Source organism: Phycisphaerae bacterium (assembly GCA_018003015.1).
In the GTDB taxonomy this organism is placed as follows: Bacteria; Planctomycetota; Phycisphaerae; order UBA1845; family PWPN01; genus JAGNEZ01.
Window position 1 is genome coordinate 1 of record JAGNEZ010000068.1, and the last position, 19728, is coordinate 19728.

General features: G+C 64.0%; 12 protein-coding genes and 1 tRNA gene. 7 read left to right on the forward strand and 6 right to left on the reverse strand.

What is annotated here, in order from left to right:
* The coding region (locus tag KA354_20965) for a hypothetical protein (GenBank protein MBP7937124.1) at positions 1-3210 on the reverse strand (3210 nt) is incomplete at its 3' end.
* An 86-nt stretch (positions 3211-3296) separates the two neighbouring features.
* Positions 3297-3440: a hypothetical protein gene (locus tag KA354_20970; GenBank protein MBP7937125.1), complete on the reverse strand. Its 144-nt coding sequence runs from the start codon at positions 3438-3440 to the stop codon at positions 3297-3299.
* A gap of 572 nt (positions 3441-4012) precedes the next feature.
* Here KA354_20970 and ispF point away from each other — a divergent pair.
* From ispF to KA354_21000, 6 genes are all read left to right on the forward strand, one after another.
* Entirely contained in the window at positions 4013-4528 is a 516-nt protein-coding gene (gene ispF, locus KA354_20975; protein MBP7937126.1) for a 2-C-methyl-D-erythritol 2,4-cyclodiphosphate synthase, read from the forward strand.
* 130 nt (positions 4529-4658) lie between these two features.
* A complete protein-coding gene (gene cysS / locus KA354_20980; GenBank protein MBP7937127.1) occupies positions 4659-6167 on the forward strand; it encodes a cysteine--tRNA ligase in 1509 nt (502 codons plus the stop codon).
* Positions 6168-6333: 166 nt separating this feature from the next.
* Positions 6334-6873, forward strand: a complete 540-nt coding sequence (gene ruvC / locus KA354_20985) for a crossover junction endodeoxyribonuclease RuvC (protein MBP7937128.1) — start codon at positions 6334-6336, stop codon at positions 6871-6873.
* Between the two features lie 9 nt (positions 6874-6882).
* Positions 6883-7524, forward strand: coding sequence for a hypothetical protein (locus tag KA354_20990; GenBank protein MBP7937129.1), 642 nt, complete (start codon positions 6883-6885; stop codon positions 7522-7524).
* Positions 7521-8666: a Holliday junction branch migration DNA helicase RuvB gene (gene ruvB / locus KA354_20995; protein ID MBP7937130.1), complete on the forward strand. Its 1146-nt coding sequence runs from the start codon at positions 7521-7523 to the stop codon at positions 8664-8666. Before KA354_20990 ends, ruvB begins: the two co-directional genes overlap by 4 nt.
* 45 nt (positions 8667-8711) lie before the next feature.
* A tRNA-Leu gene (locus KA354_21000) sits at positions 8712-8795 on the forward strand.
* A 157-nt stretch (positions 8796-8952) separates the two neighbouring features.
* Here the strand turns inward: KA354_21000 and rpsD are convergent.
* Positions 8953-9561, reverse strand: coding sequence for a 30S ribosomal protein S4 (gene rpsD / locus KA354_21005; protein ID MBP7937131.1), 609 nt, complete (start codon positions 9559-9561; stop codon positions 8953-8955).
* Between the two features lie 478 nt (positions 9562-10039).
* On the opposite strand from rpsD, the gene hisN reads away from it, so the two are divergent.
* Positions 10040-10834 (forward strand): histidinol-phosphatase, encoded by a 795-nt coding sequence (gene hisN / locus KA354_21010; protein MBP7937132.1) that lies wholly within the window; start codon positions 10040-10042, stop codon positions 10832-10834.
* A 125-nt stretch (positions 10835-10959) separates the two neighbouring features.
* Here hisN and KA354_21015 read toward each other — a convergent pair whose 3' ends face one another.
* The 3 genes from KA354_21015 to KA354_21025 form a co-directional block, all read right to left on the reverse strand.
* Positions 10960-12114 carry a 3-deoxy-7-phosphoheptulonate synthase gene (locus tag KA354_21015; GenBank protein MBP7937133.1) on the reverse strand — a complete coding sequence of 385 codons (1155 nt, stop codon included), beginning with the start codon at positions 12112-12114 and terminating at the stop codon, positions 10960-10962.
* A 353-nt stretch (positions 12115-12467) separates the two neighbouring features.
* Positions 12468-14150: a response regulator gene (locus KA354_21020; GenBank protein ID MBP7937134.1), complete on the reverse strand. Its 1683-nt coding sequence runs from the start codon at positions 14148-14150 to the stop codon at positions 12468-12470.
* A 71-nt stretch (positions 14151-14221) separates the two neighbouring features.
* Positions 14222-19507, reverse strand: coding sequence for a PAS domain S-box protein (locus KA354_21025; protein MBP7937135.1), 5286 nt, complete (start codon positions 19505-19507; stop codon positions 14222-14224).
* Between the last annotated feature and the right edge of the window lie 221 nt (positions 19508-19728).

A 19728-nucleotide genomic window follows, 5' to 3' on the forward strand; every position in this document is an offset into this window, starting at 1 on the left:
ACCCTGCCCCGAACCCTGCCCTGATCCTTGTCCCTGCCCTTGGCCTTGGCCGCTGCCCTGTCCTGAGCCCTTGCCCGAACCTTGCCCCTGTCCTTGCCCTTGGCCTTGCCCCGAACCTTGAGCCAGACCCGAACCCTGCCCTGGTCCTTGTCCCTGCCCTTGGCCAGAACCCTGACCGGTGGCGGAACCTTGGCCTGAGCCTGGTCCCTGGTCCTGTCCGGATCCCTGACCGGAACCTTGACTTTGCCCGGTCCCTTCACCCTGTCGGTGGCTTTGTCCTTGGCCAGTTCCCGGACCTTGACCTAGCCCTTGCCCCTGGCCGGAACCCTGACCTGATCCGTGCCCTTGACCAGAGCCTTGACCCTGACCGGAGCCTCCACCTTGGGCCTGCTCTTGTCCAGTACCCTGGCCCTGATCGGATCCTTGAGTGCGCCCTGAACCTTGACCCGCAGCTTGGCCCTCGCCCTGGGAGCTTTGCCCGGTCGCCTGCCCGGGTGCTTGCCCTGCGTCTCCCGAGCCTTGATCGGAGACGGCACGCTGATCTGAACCCGGGCGTTCTTGTCCGGCGCCCTGCCCAGTGCCTTGACGGGGGTTGTTTTCGCCGGTGCCCTGGCCAGCCTGATCAGCCTGGGTGCCCTGGCCAACCCGACCAGCCTGGGCGCCCTGAGCTCCTTGTCCGGATCCCTGGCCGGCGGCATCTGTGTCGTGACCTGGCGTACCGCCCGCCCCGCCGCCCCGGTCCTGGCCATTGGTGACGGGGCCCTTCTGGGACCCCTGGCCCTGCCCTCGCGAGCCCTGGCCGGTGCCTTGATTGGCATCCTGCCCGCCCGGTGCGGGGGTCTGACCGGGTCCCTGCCCGCCCTGTCCCGGGCCTTGGTCGGAGCCTTGTCCCTGACCGGCGGCCCCCGTCCCGGGACCTGGCGTGCCGGGATGTTGGGCTGCTCCGGAGCCGCTGAGGTTCTGACGCTGGTTTGACGCCTGAGCTTGGTTTGGTGGGTGATGAGGCGTTTGAATTTCAGTGCCCGGGGCCGGGTCGTGGCCCAACAAGTGCTGCTCCAGAGCTTCGAGTTCCCTAGCATGGGACTGGTTGAAATCGCGAGCGGCTTCGGAACCGCCGTCCCTGTGGGATCCCTGGGCTGGCTGGGCCTGGTCCGGGCTCACTGGGCGTCGACCGGATTCGCCGGAGCCTTGCCCAGCTTGGTCTGAACTCTGGTCGGATGAAGACCCATTGGCATCGTTTGGCATCCTGGTCTGGTGGTCCTGCTGGGCATTTCGCCCAGCGGATGCGTCCGCGAGAGCTGTTCTGGAAGGCTGGCTTTCCGCCGGCTGGCTGGCTTGTGATGCACCGCCGTCGGGTGCTGCCGCCGCCTGTGATCTCTCGCCTTGCTGGGCGGTGGCTACGGTGGCAGAGCCTTGAGCGGGTCGGGAGGAGGGGGTCTGTTGGGGCGTCCCGGCAGGCTGGGATGCTGCGACCTGATCTTGGGGCGACGAAGGCTGGGTGGCCGTCATCTGGTCCGAGCTCGCCTCCTTTGAATCGGCGGCGATGTGGTCGGCGGTGTCGGCTGGCTGACTCGCGGGGGCGGGGGTGTCCTTTTCGTCTTTTCTGGGCTCCTTCTGGTCGCTCTTCTTGTCGGCGGTGGCCAGCGTGTCGGCGTTGCGGACCACGAGCCGGCGCGGAGGGCTGTTGGTCCGCTGGTGTGACGGCTGACCCTTGAGGTCCTCGCGGTTGTCCCAGACGGACACCCACCACTCGATGACATTGCCGGATCGAGCGTTCATCTTCGCGAGGGGTACCTGTTCGCGCAATGCGGCCGCACCGCCACTGGTCCGCGGCGGCAATGGGAGGGCAATCTCCCGAGGTGTATCTTCTGCGTTCTCCAGCCGATAGGCCAGTACGGCCCTGGTCAGGCCGAAGTCATCCTGAAGGGTGGCCTGGAGCGGCAAGGCATCCTCGGGCAGAAGTTCGGTCTCGGGAGCGGGCCGATCGACGGCGACGGTCGGCGGCTGATCGGGTCGCGCCCGGATCGAGAATCGCAAGCTATCGCGATTCGGCTGTTGGTAGGCGTCTTTGAACTCGATGCGGTATTCGTCGTCGGTCACCACCTGGAAAGTCGCGGTGACTTCCTTGGGTTGCTGAGCTGAAGGCTCGGGCAGCAGGAGCACGTTTCTGGCAGGTGGATGGCCGAAAACGATGACCGGATCGCGGGCGGGCACGTTGGTAGCGGCCTTGACCGTGACGATTGTGCCGACCACAGCGTCGATCTGGCCGCCGGGCTGGGTGGTTGGGACCAGGCGGGTGTAGCGAGGGTACTCGCAGCACACGTTGACGCCGGTGACTTCGGGGACTGGGCGAATCTCCAGTCGCCGGATCTCGGAGCAGGCGTCGCCGGCCACGATCTGCCAAGCCATGGATTCGCGGAGATCGCGTCCGGCCTTGATCGCTTTCCACTGCCGGCCGGTGGGATCGGGCAGCAGGGTGAGTTGTTGCCCCACTGTCCAGGTTGTCCCCCCGTCGGGGCTGAACCGGACCGTAGCCGTCTCCGGCCGCCGTCCGTCGACCCGAGCGGTGAACTCGACCGGTTCGCCGCGGACCACGGACGCGCCATCTGGGGGGGTGGTTTCGACGATCTGGGTTCGCGTCGGGGCGGGGAGATGGGAACCGAACGCCCGCTTGATGCTGGGCATGACTGGCTTGGGGGCAGCCAGCGCGTAGGCCAGCAGGAGGACGACTGCGCCAGCGTTGACCCATGCTCCCAGGCGCAGCCGTCGCGTGGAGACGATCCGGCGAACGTCCACCTGGTCGAGATCGCGGACCGCCCGGTCCATCACCGCGAAGCGAATCGAGCCGGGCACCTCGCGGTGGCGCGAGATCTGAATGGCGTCGACCAGGGCATTGCGGAGGTCGGGGTGGGCGTGCTCGATCAGCCGGGCGGCGTAGAGGTCGTTGATGCGGCGAACGAGGGGCAGGACGCCGGCCAGGGCCAGCCAGACACTGCTTCCCACCAGGAACACGGCCAGAGCCGCGTGCCGGAGGGGGTCGGGGACGCCGCCGGTCAAGCGGTGATCGATCATGATGAAAATCAGGAGCCAGAGGACGACCGCTGCCGACCAGGCTGCCCCGGCCATCGCCAGTGATACCACCTTCAGCCGCGTCTTGGTGAGCCGAAGGGCAGCCTCGAGATCAACTTCTGAGGGAAGGCGGGAGGACATCGTCTATATTATAGAAGTGATCAGAGCGAAGTGCGAGGGGATGGACAGGATTCGTCATGTCAGCCTGTCCCTTCTCTTCATCTGGTCTAGCTCGCCGGCTTCCGTGATGGCTGCCCCGCCATCACGATCTCCAGGGCCTTCTGCGTCGACGCCTCGGTCCCCGGCCCAAGACGAAGCAGAGAAGAGTCAAGTATCTCATAAAAGAACTGCATCTGTTCCTGTTCGTTCAAGGTTTCATGCTCCTGTCGCGCCACGCAGGACTTTTGCCGCTGGCGCGTACTTGATTTCCATCACCTACTGATGAACCGCTTGTTGGAATCTCGAGGGGTCATCCGAAGCCGGGCCGCGCATGGCGACCGACGAGCCATGACGCTCCAAAGGAAGTGAGACCGCGGCTTCGGCATCAGGCAGTAGCCATGAACCGGGAATGTACCACGCCGTCCCGACCAGAATCAACAGCCCTGTTTCCTGCTGAAACGCTCAGGGACGGTGACACCTCGGGCGGCATCCGAATCTGACAAGCCCGCTGAAGGGAACTGCGACGACCCACGAGAAGGGAGGTGGCTCGCGGCGAACCGGTCGTGAAACGACCGGCCCGGGGATGCGTGTTTAGCGGGAAGAGTCGCTGTAGCACCTGGGAACGAAGCGACCTGGGAATGCAGGCCATGACCGCTCAAGAACCCGAGATGAGGTTCGCACCTGCACTGCCACGGAGACATATGGGGCATTGACCCGGCGTTCCCTTGCGTTAGTCCTGCTTGCAGCGTAATTTGGGCACGTTTTGAGCAACGCAGGAGACAGGTTGGCGATTGTTCGCGTTGGGATCGGCACGGACCTTCATCGGCTGGCCGAGGGTGGTCGGTTGATCCTGGGGCATGTGGTCATCGAGCATACGCAGGGGCCGGTGGCACACAGCGACGGGGACGTGGTCCTGCATGCCATGATTGACGCCTTGGCGGGTGCGGCGGGGCTGCCGGATATTGGGGAGATGTTCCCGGACACGGACCCGGCCTGGCGCGGAGCAGACAGCGGTGAGCTGCTGACTGCGGCGCTGGCGAAGGTGGCCGCGAGGGGTTATCGGGTCGTAAACGTGGACGCGACGATCCACGCCCAACAACCCAAGCTGGGGCCATACAAGATTGCGATCCGAGCGGAGGTGGCCCGGCTGCTGGGGATACCGCTCGATGCGGTGAGCATCAAAGCGAAGACAGGCGAAGGGCTTGATGCCGTCGGCCGCGCGGAGGCGATCGCCTGCACGGCGGTCGTGGGGCTCGGCGTTGCCGGCCGCAACGCGCAGGAAGTGAGCAGTGAGCAGTGAGCGAGGCGAACGCTGCATCGGGTTCGCCGGGACTCGCCTGCGGCGTACTCTGCGAGGCATGGCTGCCGTGTTCGATCGGACCTTGCGATTCGAGTGCTGGCGGTAGTCGGTACGCAGCTGAGGAATGACGATGTCGCTGAAGATCTATAACACGATGTCCCAACAGAAGGAGTTGTTTGTGCCGGTTCGGCCGGGCAAGGTGGGCATCTACCTGTGTGGACCAACGGTTTACAAACCCAGCCACATCGGGCACGCGGTCGGTCCGATCATTTTCGACACGGTCAAGCGTTACCTCAGCTACAAGGGCTTTGGCGTCGTCTGGATCGTGAACATCACCGATGTGGACGACAAGCTCATCGAGGAGGCCAAGGCCGAGGGTTGCACTGTTCCCGAACTGGCGGCCCGAGTCACGAGCAGTTATCTCAAGGCCCTAGAACAGCTTGGGGTGCACGGCATTGACCAGATGCCCAAGGCGAGCGAGCACATCGGTGAAATCGTAGCCATGTGCCAGAAGCTGATCGAGAAGAAGGCCGCGTACGTATCCGGCGGGGATGTCTACTTCGATGTGACCGCGGATTCCGACTATGGCAAGCTCTCGCACCGCAAGGGTGAGGAGCAAGTCGCCGGCTCGCGCGAGCTGGCCGGCGGAGAGAAGCGTAATCCCGGTGACTTTGCCCTGTGGAAGGCTGCCAAGCCTGGCGAACCGGCCGAGGTCCAGTACGATTCGCCGTGGGGCAAGGGCCGGCCCGGCTGGCACATCGAGTGCTCGGCCATGAGTGGCAAGTATCTGGGCGAGACGTTCGATATCCACGGCGGCGGGATGGACCTCATCTTTCCCCACCACGAGAACGAGATTGCCCAATCGGAGACCTGCCATGAGGCTCCGTTCGCCAAGTACTGGATGCACAACAATCTGACTCGTTTCAAGACCAAGAAGATCAGCAAGTCGGACCCCGAGATGCAGAAGAAGATGGCCGACCTGACGCTGGGCAGCCTGCTGAGCAGGTACCCGGCCGAACTGCTCCGCTTCGTGGTCTTGAGCACTCACTATCGTCGGCCGATCGAGTTCTCCGATGAAGAGCTGGAGGCCAAGCAGAAAGGGCTGGAGGCGTTCTACCGGCTATTCGAGCGGATCCAGCGCGTCAGCGGCCACAGTCCGTACGAAAGCGGACCCGACCTCGCACAGGTCCACAGCGCGGTTGAGAACGACGTCGAGAAGGACTTCGTTTTCGGCGGACTCGACTATCAGAACCGGTTCCTGGAGGCGATGGACGACGACTTCAACACCGGCGCCGCGGTCGGCATCCTGTTCGAAATGGTCACGGCCATCAACCGGTTCATGGACGATCACCGGATGGAGACGGCCGACAACACCAAGCTGGCCTCCCTGGCCGCCGCGGCGACCCAGACGCTTCGCGGCCTGTGCAAGCTGCTCGGCCTGTTCGAGCGGTCTCCGGCCAAGCCGGACACGGGCGGCAAGCTGGTCGAGGAGCTCATGCAGGTCCTCATTGCGGTACGAGCCGAGGCCCGCAAGAGCAAGCAGTATGCCCTGTCCGACATGGTTCGTGACCAGTTGGCCGCGGTCGGAATCCGGCTTGAGGATCGGCCGGACGGTACGAGCTGGAGGCAGGGGAACTGAGAAAGCCGAAAGGGGCAGAAGCCATCCGCTGTCAGCGATCAGCTTTCAGTTGGAGGAGGAAGGGGCGCCCTTCTGATCCACCCTTGGCGAGGGGGGGAAGGGCCGGGGGCAAGCCGAGGCTCCGAAGGTCTGGAATGGCGACAGGGTGCGTTGAGAGACGGTGAAGATGGCCAGGAATGTCCATATTGTGTGCGGGTTGGATCCCGGGCTTCGGATCACAGGATATGGTGTCCTCCGCGTGGATGACGGCGAGGACACTGTTCAGGTCGTGGACGCCGGGGTGATACGCTGCTCGACGCACGAATCGCTGGCTTTGCGGCTGGCGGAGCTAGCAGCCGGCGTGGACGAGGTTCTGGACGAGCACGACGTTGATACCGTGGCCGTCGAACAGATTTACTCGCACTATCAGCGGCCGCGGACGGCGATTCTCATGGCCCATGCTCGCGGAGTGTTGCTGCTCGAGGCTGCCCGGCGAGAATGCCGTATTCTGCACCTGCCGTCGACGACGGTGAAGCGGCATCTGACCGGTAGTGGGCGGGCGAGCAAGGAACAGATGCAGGCGGCGGTCGCGAATACACTGTCGCTTAGTGCCCGGCCGGAGCCGCCGGATGTGGCCGACGCTCTGGCTGTTGCCCTGTGTGCCGTCGGCGTGATGCAGCACCCGGCCCGGATCGCACCGGTCAACGACGATCTGCTCACTCAGTAGGACTTCCCCATGATCGTTCGCATCACCGGCGTTGTTTTGGAGGCTCGCGAGGACAGTTGCGTGCTTGACCGCGACGGGATCGGCTACGAAATCCTGCTGAGTGGTCACACGGCCGGTGAGTTGCTGGCCGCCAAGGGGCAGGAAGTCACGCTGCTGACGCTGGAGTACTACGAAGGCAGCAGCGTCGGGGGCAACCTGATTCCGCGGATGATCGGCTTCCTGCGTGAGGAGGAGCGGGCGTTTTTCGGTCAGTTCATCAAGGTCAAGGGGATGGGCATGCGTCGGGCGATCAAGGCCCTGGACATGCCACCGGGGCGCATTGCGGCGGCGATCGAGGCGGCCGACGCCAATACGCTGGCCAAGTTGCCCGGGGTGGGGAAGCGTGTCGCCCAGCAGATCATCGCCGAACTGAAGGGCAAGGTGGGCGAGTTCGCGCTAGGCAGTGCTCCGGAGGGCGGGGCCGGTGCTCCCGCGGTCGAAACGTGGACGCCTGAGATGCGCGACGCTCTCCAGGTACTGGTTGCGCTTGGGGAACGGCATGCGGATGCCCAGCGGTGGCTGGAACGGGCCCGGCAACTGCATCCTGAGACGGCCGGCTGTGATGAGTGGATCCGGCGGGCTTACCAAGTGCGAAGTACGACGGCGGGATGAGCCCCGCGTTGCTTTGTCGCAACGCCGGGGAATTGAGAAGGAGCCGGCAGTCTTTGCATGTGTCCGTCCTGCCGGCTATCATCCGGCCCGTGGCACGCGAACGGATCATATCGCAGCAATCGATCGGATGCGACGAGGATGCGTTCAACTTGTCCCTGCGTCCGCAGCGGCTCGACGAGGTCATCGGGCAGCGGGCGTTGATTGAGCAGCTTCGCATCGCTCTGGAGGCGTCCAAGGCCCGAAGTGAGCCGATGGATCACGTTCTGCTGGCCGGTCCGCCGGGCTTGGGCAAGACCACGTTCGCCCATGTCATCGCCAATGAACTCGGGGCCACCATCCGCATCACCAGCGGGCCGGCGATCAGCAAGCCGGGCGACCTGATGCACTGGCTGACCGAGATGAAACGCGGCGACGTGCTGTTCATCGACGAGATTCACCGGCTCAGCAAGCCCGTCGAGGAGTTCCTTTACTCGGCGATGGAGGATTTCCGAGTCGATTTCACCATCGACAGCGGGATCAGTGGCCGGACGGTTAACATCCCGCTGAAGCCGTTCACACTGATCGGGGCCACGACCCGGTCGGGGCTGCTGACCGGGGCGCTTCGTGACCGGTTCGGGATGCTGTTCCACTTCGACTTCTACCAGAAGGAGGATCTGGCCGAGATTCTGGCCCGGTCGGCGGGCAAGCTGAGGGTGCCGGCCGAGGCGGCGGCTCTGGCGACGATTGCCGGGCGTTCGCGAGGCACGCCGCGGGTGGCGAATCGGTTGCTCAAGCGGACCCGCGACTTTGCCCAGGTTCGGGCTGAGGGTCGGCTTACGCCGGGGGTTGTGGACAAGGCCCTCGATCTGCAGGGCATCGACAAGCTCGGACTGGACGATCTGGACCGGGCGTTCCTCAGCACGCTGATCCAGGTCTACCGGGGTGGACCGGCCGGCATTGAGGCCCTGGCGGCGACGCTCGGCCAGGAGCGAGATACGCTTGAGGACGTGGTCGAGCCGTATCTGCTGCAGATCGGGTTCGTGATCCGGACGAAGCAGGGGCGGGTGGCCACCCAGGCCGGTTACGGGCACCTCGGTACACCGTACGCCGCCCCTGGGCAGCCGGTCTCCGAGGCCCAGGGCCAGCTCTTCGACGAGTCTTGACAATCCCGGCCGCGGGCCTTCTAATAGCTGTGTTTGGCCCATCGAGCGGATGTGGCGGAATTGGCAGACGCGCAAGGTTCAGGTCCTTGTGATCGCAAGATCGTGGAGGTTCGACTCCTCTCATCCGCAGTTTCCCCCGGTGACATGAGCTTCTGCGCATTCCTCCGAAGTACCTCTCTCAAACAGAGCTACGACCCCGGGGGTGGGTCGCCGGCGGCGCGGTGACGGATGCCCTCAGGGTCATCGACCAGGAAGTTGCCCGCCGTGGTGTTCACCAGCGACAGGCTCAGCGTGTGTAGAACTCTATAACTCTCGCGTAGTCCACCTCAAAGGGCAGACGAACGTCTTCGGGGTTCGGAAGGCGGGTCACCTGAGCCTCGCCCTTGGCGGTGTCGACGGCCAGCCAGCTAGGCACGACCGCGTCGGCGCACATCTCGGCACAACCCTTGATGAAGGCTTTGCTCTTGTCTTTCACGTTGATCATGTCGCCGGCGCTGACGCCCAGGCCGGGACGGTCGACCTTCTTGCCGTTGACCAGGAAATGCCCGTGGGACACGAGTTGGCGAGCCTGCCAGATGGTTCGGGCCCACCCACAACGCCGGATGACGTTGTCCAACCGGGATTCGAGCAGCTGCTGGAGAGCCTCCTGGGTATTGCCCTTTGACTTGCCGGCCTGCTCGAGATAGCGGTGAAGCTGTGTGTTGCGGATGTTGTAGTAGAATGCGAGCTTCTGCTTCTCCGCGAGCTGACGGCCGTACAGCGTGCGTCGCACCGGGCGGAAGCCGTGCTGGCCTGGCCGGGTGGTGCGTTTCAGATTGATGTGCTTGGGAGTTTCCGCAATCGGCACGCCGAGGCTTCGGCTCAGGCGAACTTTCGGCCCGCAGTAGTTACCCATGTGTAAGGACGCTCCTGTTCTTCCAACAAAACCGCCAACTGAATCCGAGGCACACCCGCGGGACGCCGTCCCCTGAGGCCGGTCACAAGGGTTGCCGCTTCCCGCGCGCTCCTTCGTCGCAGGATCCCCGGTCCCTGGGACCGGTGAAGACTTATTAGCGTACCGGGCGAAGTCGGCTGGGTCAAGGTAGTTTGGCGGCGGCCTGGCAGCGAGGGGTGCGAACGCTGTCAGCGGCGACTGCCCGATCATCTTCCAGCGAGGCTTATCGCGTCATAAATCATTGGCTTTCAAGATCTTAAAGACGGACAAAGCTGGTTCCGCCGGGTCGTTCCTGCTCGCGGGGCTGGGCTGTTCTCGGAACACCAGGTCCGCATGCAGCCGGCCGTATCTGTTCGGGACCACGTGCCCCGCTGGCGCTCCGGGTACAATGCCCGCGGTGATGACCGGGCGGTCCGGTCGTGGATCAGGAGAGTGGGCGATGAACGAGGGCGAGTTGAAGGGGCGACTGGAGCTGGCGGTGGAAGCCGGGCGGATGGCTGGGGAACACACGCTTAAGTACTTCCATCGTCCGGACCTCGAGGTGGAGCGCAAGCGCGACGGCACGCCGGTCACGGTAGCCGACCGTGAGGCCGAGGGACTGCTTCGCGAGCGGATCGCCTCGGCGTTTCCGCGGGATGCCATCGTCGGCGAGGAGATGGCCGACCGGCCGGGGGTTTCCGGCTATCGTTGGATTCTCGATCCGATCGACGGCACGAAGTCGTTCATTCACGGTGTTCCGCTCTACGGGACGCTGGTGGGAGTGGAGCACGAGCGTCGCTGCGTGATCGGTGTGATTGTGCTGCCCGGGCTGGACGAATACGTTTACGGCGCCTGGGGTCTGGGCGCCTGGCACGGGCGGGGTGAGCAGTCTCCGGTTCGTGCCCGCGTTTCCTCGGTCAACCGCATGTCGGAGGCGTTGTTCTGCACGACCGGGGTAAGCGGTTTCGTGAAGGAGAATCGCTACGACGTTTACGAGGCTCTTCGTCGTCGCTGCCAGCTGACTCGCGGCTGGGGTGACTGCTATGGGTATGTGCTGGTGGCGACCGGGCGGGCGGAGATCATGATCGACCCGGAGTTGAGTCTCTGGGACATGGCTGCCTTACCTGCCATCCTGGAGGAAGCCGGGGGGACGTTCACCGACTGGCAAGGCACACCCACCATCTACGGCAAGCAGGGTGTCGCGACCAACGGGCAACTGCTTTCGGAAGTACTGGCGATCACCGGAGCGAAGTAGGTACCGGACCCGGAACCGCGAGCCGTTCCGGTCCCCGGGGCGCGGACCCGAGGCCTGGTTCGCCGGTCACCGCGTGCTGGCGGGCGTGCTCGCCCCGTGGAATGGTGCGACGGGCTGACTGGTCCTTACAGGCTCCTCGACGCTGCTTCCTTCAGCATCTTGGCACCTCCCAGGAGCATCTCCTCGGTCTTTTCCCACCCAAGGCACTCGTCGGTGATGGAGACGCCATACCGGAGCTTGGTCGGATCGTCGATGAATGGCTGGCTACCCTCGCAGAGATTGCTCTCGACCAGCAGGCCGATGAGCGAGGGGTTGCCGGTGATCTGCTGCTCGAGGACGCTGCGCCAGACCAGCTCCTGGTTCTGGAATTTCTTGTTGGAGTTAGCGTGGCTGCAGTCGACCATGACCACGGCGGGGAGGCAGGCTTTGCGCAGCCGGGCGGTGGCGTCGGCCACGTTCTTGGGGTCGTAGTTCGGCCCGTTGCGGCCGCCACGGAGAATCATGTGCCCCCAGCGGTTGCCACGGGTCTTGATGATCGCGGTGCGTCCGTCGTCGTCGATCCCCAGAAAGCTGTGGGCGTGCCGGGCAGACTGCATTGCGTCGATGGCGACCTGGAGATTTCCCTCGGTGCTGTTCTTGTAGCCGACGGGCATGGACAGCCCGCTGGCCATTTGGCGATGGGTCTGTGATTCGGTGGTCCGGGCGCCCAGCGAGGCCCAGCTGATCAGGTCGGCGATATACTGTGGAGTGATCGGGTCGAGCATCTCGGTGGCCGTTGGCAGGCCCATCTCGGTGATGGCCAGCAGGAGGCGGCGTGCCTTCCTCAGACCCGTCTCCATCGCGAATGATCCGTCCAGGAGAGGGTCGTTGATCAAGCCCTTCCAACCGATGGTGGTCCGCGGTTTCTCGAAGTAGACGCGCATGACCACGAAGAACTGCTCGGACACCTTCCGACTCAGCTCGCAGAGGCGACCGGCATATTCGAGAGCCGCCTTCTCGTCATGGATGGAACAAGGACCGATGACCACCAGCAACCGGCGATCGAAGCCGCCGAGAATCTGCCGGATCATGTCGCGGCTCTCGACCACCGTGCGGTTGGCCGGTAAGGTCATGGGAAGCTCGGTTTTCAGTTCCCGAGGGCAGACCAGGGGGATCGTATGGGTGACGTTGAGGTTCTCGGTCCGCTGCCGCACTGCCCAGCCAGAGACGGGAGCCGTCTCCTCCTCCCGGGGTTTCGACGCTCCCCAGCCTGGGCTGCTGTGTCTGGCTGCCTTGCTCATGGGTCAGTTTTGACTCTCAATGTCGGCGCAGACCTCGCTCGGCCTGTTGTCATCTTCGCCACCGAGGTCGAAGAGAATGTCGGCCGACAGGCACAGATCACTCCCCGGTTCCCCGGACGAAAACCGTCCGGTATGGCGATCGCGGGGTGCATGGCATCTAGTATATCGGCTGGCGGCGTTCCGGGCAACGAGCGTGAGGGCTGGTGACGTGGTCATTGTGGGGCCGCGAGAGGTTCGGTTACCGGAACGAGGAAAGTACCTCGCGGACCCAGCATCACACATCCGCGGGAGATGAGGAAAAGGTACTCACAGCGGCCCCATTGGAGTCCCTGGAGCACGGCTGTGGCTTTCGCTCACGTTTCGGCGGGTGACGGCTCTCTCGAGTCGGCCAGTTTCAGCAATCGCTCGACCAAGAGAGCGAGTTCGTCCATGCGAAACGGCTTGCGGACAAGCACGGTTCTCTCGTCGGCGCGTAATTCGGTGGCATCGTCGAGAGTACCGGTGGTGATGACAATCGGAATGGTTGCCCCCTGCCCGCGAAGTACTCGGGAACAATCGATGCCGCTTCGGCCAGGCATCTCGTTGTCTGTAATCACCATTCGGATGCGCTCCTGGTCCGCTTGCCACTGGTCCAGCAGAGCGGATCCATCCGCCACTGATATGACCTCGTACCCCAGCTGATGGAGCACGCTCGAGAAGGTGTCCCGCACAAAGGGGTCGTCCTCCGCCACCAGGATCACTTCACCGCTGCCACGCGCGGTAGGGGGTGCCGGGCCCGCGAGCTGCTTCGGTTCGGGAGCCTCGATGCGAGGGAACCAGAGCTTGAAGACTGCTCCCCGCCCGACCTCCGATTGAACCTCGATGGCGCCGCTGTGGTTTTCCACGATTCCATGGACGATCGAGAGTCCCAACCCGGTGCCCTGCCCTCGGGGCTTGGTGGAGAAGAACGGCTCGAACAGTCGTGGCAGGATCTCTTCGGGTATGCCCGTGCCCGTATCGGCCACGACCAGGCAGGCGCGGGGCGGCTGCACCGTGGTCCCGGGTGATCCCGGAGCTGGCGGAGGCTCGTCGGACAAGGCCGAGAGCTGAAGCGTGCCGCCGCCGGGCATGGCGTCTCGAGCGTTGATTGCGAGGTTCAGGATGATCTGCTGGATTTGCGTGGAGTCGGCGTCGATCCACAGCGGTTCCGGCTGGGTATCGATCAGAACCTGAATACCTGAAGGCAAGAGACGATGGAGCATCTTGCAGGATGACTTGATGACCTCCTGCAGGCAGACCTTCTTCCTGTCACATGGCAACCTGCGAGCGAAGGCGAGCAGTGATCGCGTGACGTTCACGGCCTGTTCGGCGGCATCCTGGATCACCGCGGCAGCATCGCGCACGACCGGCTGATCGGGCAGGCGATCGAGGACGATGTCGATATTGCCCAGAATCACCGTAAGCAGATTGCTGAAATCGTGAGCGATGCCGCCGGCCAGTTGGCCCACGGCCTCCATCTTCTGGGCCTGGTGGAGCATCTCCTGGAGGGAGGTCCGCTCCTGTTCAACTCGAATCCGGTCGGCGATCTCGCGACGGAGCCGCTCGTTGGCGGCGGCCAGCTCGGCGGTCCTGGCCGCCACTTTTTCCTCGAGTCCTTCGTTTGCCTGCTTCAGCTCGCGTCTCAACCGGCTCAGGGCCACATGGGTTGAGACCCGGGCGAGCACTTCCTCCGCTTCGAAGGGTTTGGTCACATAGTCAACGCCGCCTGCGGCGAACGCCTCGATCTTGTCGAATGACTCCTTGGCCGCGCTGAGGAAGACCACCGGGATGTCGGCGGTTGCGGGGTCGGCCTTCAGCCGACGACACACCTCGTAGCCGTCCAGCCCTGGCATGCGAATATCCAGCAGGATGAGATCGGGCGGCTCCGCCGTGGCGGAAGCGAGGGCTCGCGCGCCGTCCGTGGCCGAGCGCACCTCATAGCCCCGTACGTCCAGAAGTCCGTTGAGCAGCCGGACGTTGTCGACCATGTCATCGACGACCAGGATACTCGCGGGCATAGCTCACGCTCCGCCACGTCCCCGACGACCGTGGAGTCTCGAATCACCTTCCTATCTGACGACCGGCGTTTTCAAGCCCCTTCCACGCGGGGGCAGGTCGCGGAAATGATCGCCTCGAAATCGTACTCGTCCGCCATCCGCAAGAGCTTGCGAGCGAGTTCGCCGTGCTCCGCTTCCAGAGCCGAGGCTACCTGCCTGAGCCGCTTGGTGCTACCGAGCACGGCCGCCCGGTGAAGATCGGCTTTTTTCTCGGCCGAGAGAATCGTCAAATCCAAAGCTGTCAATCGAGTGAGACCTAGCCCGTCTGCCTTCTTCTCGTCATAGTTGTACCGTACCCCCAGGTATTTGGCAATTTGATCGAAAATCTGGTTCTCCTGGAACGGTTTGCGGATCAGATCGTCGCACCCGACTGCGAGGAGTCTATCCCTATCGGACTCAAAGGCGCTCGCGGTCAAGGCAATCACCACCGGTCGTTCCGTCGGGGGACGGGCCCTGATCTGGCGGGTTGCTTCGAGGCCGTCCAGGACGGGCATTCGGATATCCATCCAGATCAGGTCCGGGGCGAAGGAATCGCACAGATGGACTGCTTCCTGCCCATTGGCCGCCTCGCGGACCACGAAGCCGACGCCGCGGAGCAGTTCAGCCAGGGGCACTCGGCTATCGGCCTCATCGTCGGCGACCACGATACGGCGAGGTCTTTCGCCTTCAGCCAGCCCCACGACCCGCTGGCGAGGTCCCAGGTCGGCGGTGGTGGCGCCCGCGATCGGAGGGGCGGCGATTTCGAGGGCGAAGACGCTGCCGCGGCCGAGTTCGCTTTTGACAGTGAGGGTTCCCCCGAGCAGTTCGGCAAACCGCCTGCTGATGACCAGCCCAAGACCGGTGCCGCCGCGGGTCCTCTGACCCGCCTCGCCCTGGCTGAACGGCTGGAAAAGGAGGGCCAAGTCCTCCTCGCTGATACCGGAACCCGTATCTGCCACTTCGACGACGAGCCGCCCCGGGGGTGCGCCGACATCGCCGCGGTAGCCGACGCGCACGTCGATCCGCCCCTGGGCCGTGAACTTCACTGCGTTCCCGATCAAGTTAACGAGGATCTGGCGGAGCTTACCTTCGTCGGTCCGTACCCGAGGCGGGATGGCCGCGGCGCAGGCGATATCCAGCTCCACGCCCTTATGTCCCACGCGGACCGCGAAGAGGCTATTGAGCGCGTCGAGCAGTTGGCGCACATCGACGCTGGACTCATTGAGGGACATCTGCCCGGCTTCAATTTTGGCCATGTCGAGCACATCGTCGATCAGTGCCAGCAGGTGCTCGCCGCTGCGGTTGATCGTGTCCAGCTGTCCGGCCTGCCCGCGGGTCAGGGCCGGATCGCGGCGCATGAGCTGTGTGTAGCCGAGGATCGCGTTCATGGGCGTTCGCAGTTCGTGGCTCATCCGGGCCAGAAACTCGCTTTTGGCCTTGTTGGCCGCCTCGGCCTGTTCCTTTGCTTCGGCCAACTGGGTGGTGCGCTCGCTCACCAGTTCCTCGAGGTGATCGCGATGCTTGCGGAGCTCCTCCTCGGCCCTTTTTCGCTCGATGAGCCACCACATGCCCTCCATGAGCAGGGTGAGTTGCTGGACATCGCCGTCCGTGTATTCGCCCTCCTTGTTGCCGACGCCCGCCACGAGGACGATGTGCTGGCCGGCAAACACCGGCACGTTCATGTGTCGCCTCACGGCCACGTGGCCGGGTGGATGGCCCTTCTTCCACGGGTTGGGCGCCGGATAGTCGTTGGTGATGACTGCCCGGCGCTGACGGACCGCTTCGCCCCACAAGCCGGTGTCCTTCACGACGTAGTGAATCGGCTTGTCGATAATGGCGCACTCCTGCATCGCCTGCTTGGACCAGGAATGCATCGTCAGGACGGTCTCGTCGGCATTGAGGAACGCCAGGTAGCCGAGGGTGCTCTGGGTAAGCCGCACGGCCTCCTCCAGCGTGTAGTCGGTGATCTGCCGCAGGGTTGCATCGGTCATCTGGTTCAGTTTCAGGAGGGTGCGTACCCGCTCGGCATTGAGCCGCAGCTCTTCCTCCGACCGCTTGCGTTCGGTGATGTCGAAGAAATCCACGGCGATCGAGGACGGTCCCGTCCGAAACACATGGACATCGTAGGTGCCGTGGAGTCGGTCATCCGGATAAGACATTTCGAAGGCCTGAGATCCGAGTTCGCCGGTCGCGACCTTTCGATAGAGGGCGGGCACGTCTGTACAAGCGAGGCTGGGGAACGCCTCTTCGATGGGTTTACCGGCCACGGCTCCGTGCGATACGCCGAGGATCCGGTCGGCGGCCGGATTCGCGGCCGTGAAGACGAGTCGATCTTCGGGCGTCAGCTGGTACAGGTGCATTCCCATGGGCGAGGACTCCACGATGCTCCGGAATCGCTCCTCGGACTCCCGGAGTGCCTCCTCGTTTCGTTTTCGGCCACTGATGTCCTCGAGAACGGCCATGATACCGACGATGTTTCCGCCGGTGTCGTGCAGGGGCGCGGTCGACACGCTGACATCCACGAGGCTTCCGTCCTTGCGCTGCCGAACGCGTTCCATGCCGCTCATGGTCTCGCCCTGCATCGCCTGCTCGATCACCGAACGGACCTCGTGTTCGCGTCCGGGGGGTGCGAGGGGGTAGGGTTGGCCGATCACCTCCTCGGCGCGATAGCCGAACATCCTGTCCGTCGACCGACTCCACAGGGTCACCTTGCCGTCCACATCCAGCGCGAGAATGGCCAGAGGGGAAGCGGTGATCAGGGCTTGCAGGGTGGCCGTAGTCCGGCGCAGAGCCTCTTCGGCATTCCTACGATCGGTGATATCGCGGACCGACTCGATGGCTCCGATGACATTGCCATCCACGTCAAGGAGCCTGCAAGCCGTTGCCGAGCAGTAGGCGCCTTTCCCGCCCCAGGCTTTGGGTACATAGGCCTCTCCGAACACCGTGTTGCCGCTCAGCTCAAACGAGGGATAGCGCTTCTTGGTTTCATCATTCGGATCCAGTGCGACATCGATCAGGATGGACCGGGGCTCGTTGTAGAAGCCCAGTGAGTAGGTCGTCTTGCCGAGGATCTCCTCCTTGCGAATTCCGGTCATCTGTTCGACGGCCCGATTCCAGGCGATGACCTTCTTGTCCCGGTCGATCACCAGGGTGGCGTCGGGTAGGAACTCGATGATGTCGCTCAGCCTTTGGCGAGCAGCGAGCAACTCCCGCTCGGCCCGTTTGCGGTCGGTGATGTCGCGTGAGACATTGGCATAGTAGAGCGTCTGACCGGTGTCGGGATCGGCGATTGGAAACGCGATCACGTACACGTCAATCAGATGTCCGTCATCGAGGCTGCGATACTGAAGCTCTCCTTCCCATGTCCCGCCTTGCCTCAGGAGGGGCAGGAGCTCGTTCCCCACCATATCCTGTGACTCAGCCGGAATGACGTCGAACACGGTATGCTCGCCGACGCGTTCGGGCGCGATTCCCAGCAAGCGTCCGCCGGCCTGGTTGAGGAAGACCATCCGCCCATCGAGGTCGGCCATGTTGACCAGTTCCGTGCTGCGATGGACGATGGCGACCAGCTTCCGCAACTCCTCCTCGGCGAGCTTCCGCTCGGTGACGTCCTTGATGACCCCCAGCATGCGCGTGGTGTTGCCCGCGGCATCGACCAGAAACGTTCCTTCGTCGCTGACGTGGATGTAGGTGTTGTCCGCTTTCCGAAGGCGATAATCGCAGCAGAACCTGGCGTGTTCTTGCCTGGCTCGATCCAACGCCGTCATGGTTCGGGCGCGGTCCTGGGGGTGGATGTGCTCTTCCCAGCCGGTGACGCCCCAGGTGTTCATTTCCTGGGCCGAACAGCCGATGACTTCCTGGATGAGGCCCGACCACAGCAGGGTGCCGGAGGCGACGTTGCAGTCATAGACGAGCTGCCTGGTCGATTCAGCCACGAGGCGGAATCGTTCTTCGCTGCGGCGAAGCGCCTCTTCCGCCCGCTTGCGTTCGCTCACGTCGCGAATGATCGCCGAGAGGTACTCCAACTCGCCCAGGGGGGAACGGTGGGCCATCAATGTCTGAGACACGGGGATCTCCCGGCCCTCGAGTCCCCGGACAGCGGTCTCGCCCTGCCACACGCCCTTGGAGCAGGCGGTCGGAATGCCCTCCTCGGTGATCAGGCGGCAGGCCCATTCCGGATGGAGATCGGGGATATGGTATTCGGTGACATCGATGGATTCATCCCAACCGAGCATCCACCGCCCAGCCGCGTTGAGGAAGGACAGGCGCCCGTCCGGCGTGGCCATCAGGACCAGGTCGCTCGTGGACTCCAGGATCGCGGCCAGCCGGGCGCGTTCCTCCTCCACCTGCCGCCGTTCGGTGACGTCGATGATGACCCCGCTGTAGACGATTTCCTCCCCTTCCATCCAGATTGAACTCGAACGCCCATGGAACCAGATGATGTCGCCTGAAGGCTTGCGCAGCTTCCCTTCATACTCCCACTCTTTTCTATCGCGAAGAGCCCGATCGATTGATGCCAGAAGCCCCGCTCGGCATTCCGGAAGCACTCGCTCGAGGAGTAGCTCGAGGGATTTCTCGGACGCGGACGGAATTCCGAGGATCTCTTCAGAACGTTCGCTGATGTAGGTCACCCGCATTCGTCCGTCGGGCCCCATCCGGAAGAGGTATACGACTCCCGGCATGGTGGAGGTCACGGCCCGAAGCCGGCTTTCGCTCGCACGAAGCGACGCCTCGGCCACCTGCCGCTCGTCGATCTCCCGGCGGGCCTTGGCCAATGCGTCTTTCACCGAGAATGCGGCCACGGCCTGCAGCGAGATCACACAGGCGAACAGAAAGGCCGTCTCGACCAGGAGCGCGCCCGGGGTGCGAGGGAGCGCCAGCGGCAGCTGGTCACGCGCCTCCGCGACCTGCATGATGGCGGCGGCAATGATGTTGAGCACAGCCATGGCCACGCCACCCCGCACACCGAACAATTGCCCGGCCAACACGATGAAGATCAGATAGGACATGAACGACACCGCGTGCACGCCGCCGCTGGTGACGATCGCCCAGGTGGCAAACACCCAGAAGAGGCTGACGCACAGCCAGCTGGCCGTCCGCACCCGGCCGGCACGAGTCAGCCCCAGCAGGAAGATCTCGATTGACAGAGAGAGCGCACCGATAACGGCGAACCGCGCGGCGTGACGCGGATCCAGACAAGCCGCAACGAAGTGCAAGGGGGTGATGCAGACTGCCAGCAGCAGCATGACCCAGAGAATGCGGGCCTGGTGCGTCCTGAGGTCGTCCTGGAACACCGGCGGCGCCAGCCAACGCCTGGCGCGACGCGTTATTGCATTCATATGGCCGTCCTTCCCGGACAATCGTCCCGACGTGAAACTGGACGATATTGGCGGAGCGGCAGCAGGTCTGTCCCAGCTGCCGGCCTCCTGACTGACCTTCAATCATACTTGCCGGCCCGCGCGGTCTCAACGGACCTGGACCCACGCTGCAGCCGGCGCGGCGTCCCCGCGGGCTCGGCACAGCGAGCTGATAGAGTCTCTATCGTCAGCCGGCGGTCAGC

What these genes read in the sequence shown, in the direction of transcription:
- KA354_21015 (MBP7937133.1), bottom strand. Translation starts at nt 12,114, where the DNA reads ATGAGCAAGGCAGCCAGACACAGCAGCCCAGGCTGGGGAGCGTCGAAA.
- KA354_20990 (MBP7937129.1), top strand. Translation starts at nt 6,883, where the DNA reads ATGATCGTTCGCATCACCGGCGTTGTTTTGGAGGCTCGCGAGGACAGT.
- KA354_21020 (MBP7937134.1), bottom strand. Translation starts at nt 14,150, where the DNA reads ATGCCCGCGAGTATCCTGGTCGTCGATGACATGGTCGACAACGTCCGG.
- hisN (MBP7937132.1), top strand. Translation starts at nt 10,040, where the DNA reads ATGAACGAGGGCGAGTTGAAGGGGCGACTGGAGCTGGCGGTGGAAGCC.
- KA354_21025 (MBP7937135.1), bottom strand. Translation starts at nt 19,507, where the DNA reads ATGAATGCAATAACGCGTCGCGCCAGGCGTTGGCTGGCGCCGCCGGTG.
- ruvB (MBP7937130.1), top strand. Translation starts at nt 7,521, where the DNA reads ATGAGCCCCGCGTTGCTTTGTCGCAACGCCGGGGAATTGAGAAGGAGC.
- cysS (MBP7937127.1), top strand. Translation starts at nt 4,659, where the DNA reads ATGTCGCTGAAGATCTATAACACGATGTCCCAACAGAAGGAGTTGTTT.
- rpsD (MBP7937131.1), bottom strand. Translation starts at nt 9,561, where the DNA reads ATGGGTAACTACTGCGGGCCGAAAGTTCGCCTGAGCCGAAGCCTCGGC.
- ruvC (MBP7937128.1), top strand. Translation starts at nt 6,334, where the DNA reads ATGGCCAGGAATGTCCATATTGTGTGCGGGTTGGATCCCGGGCTTCGG.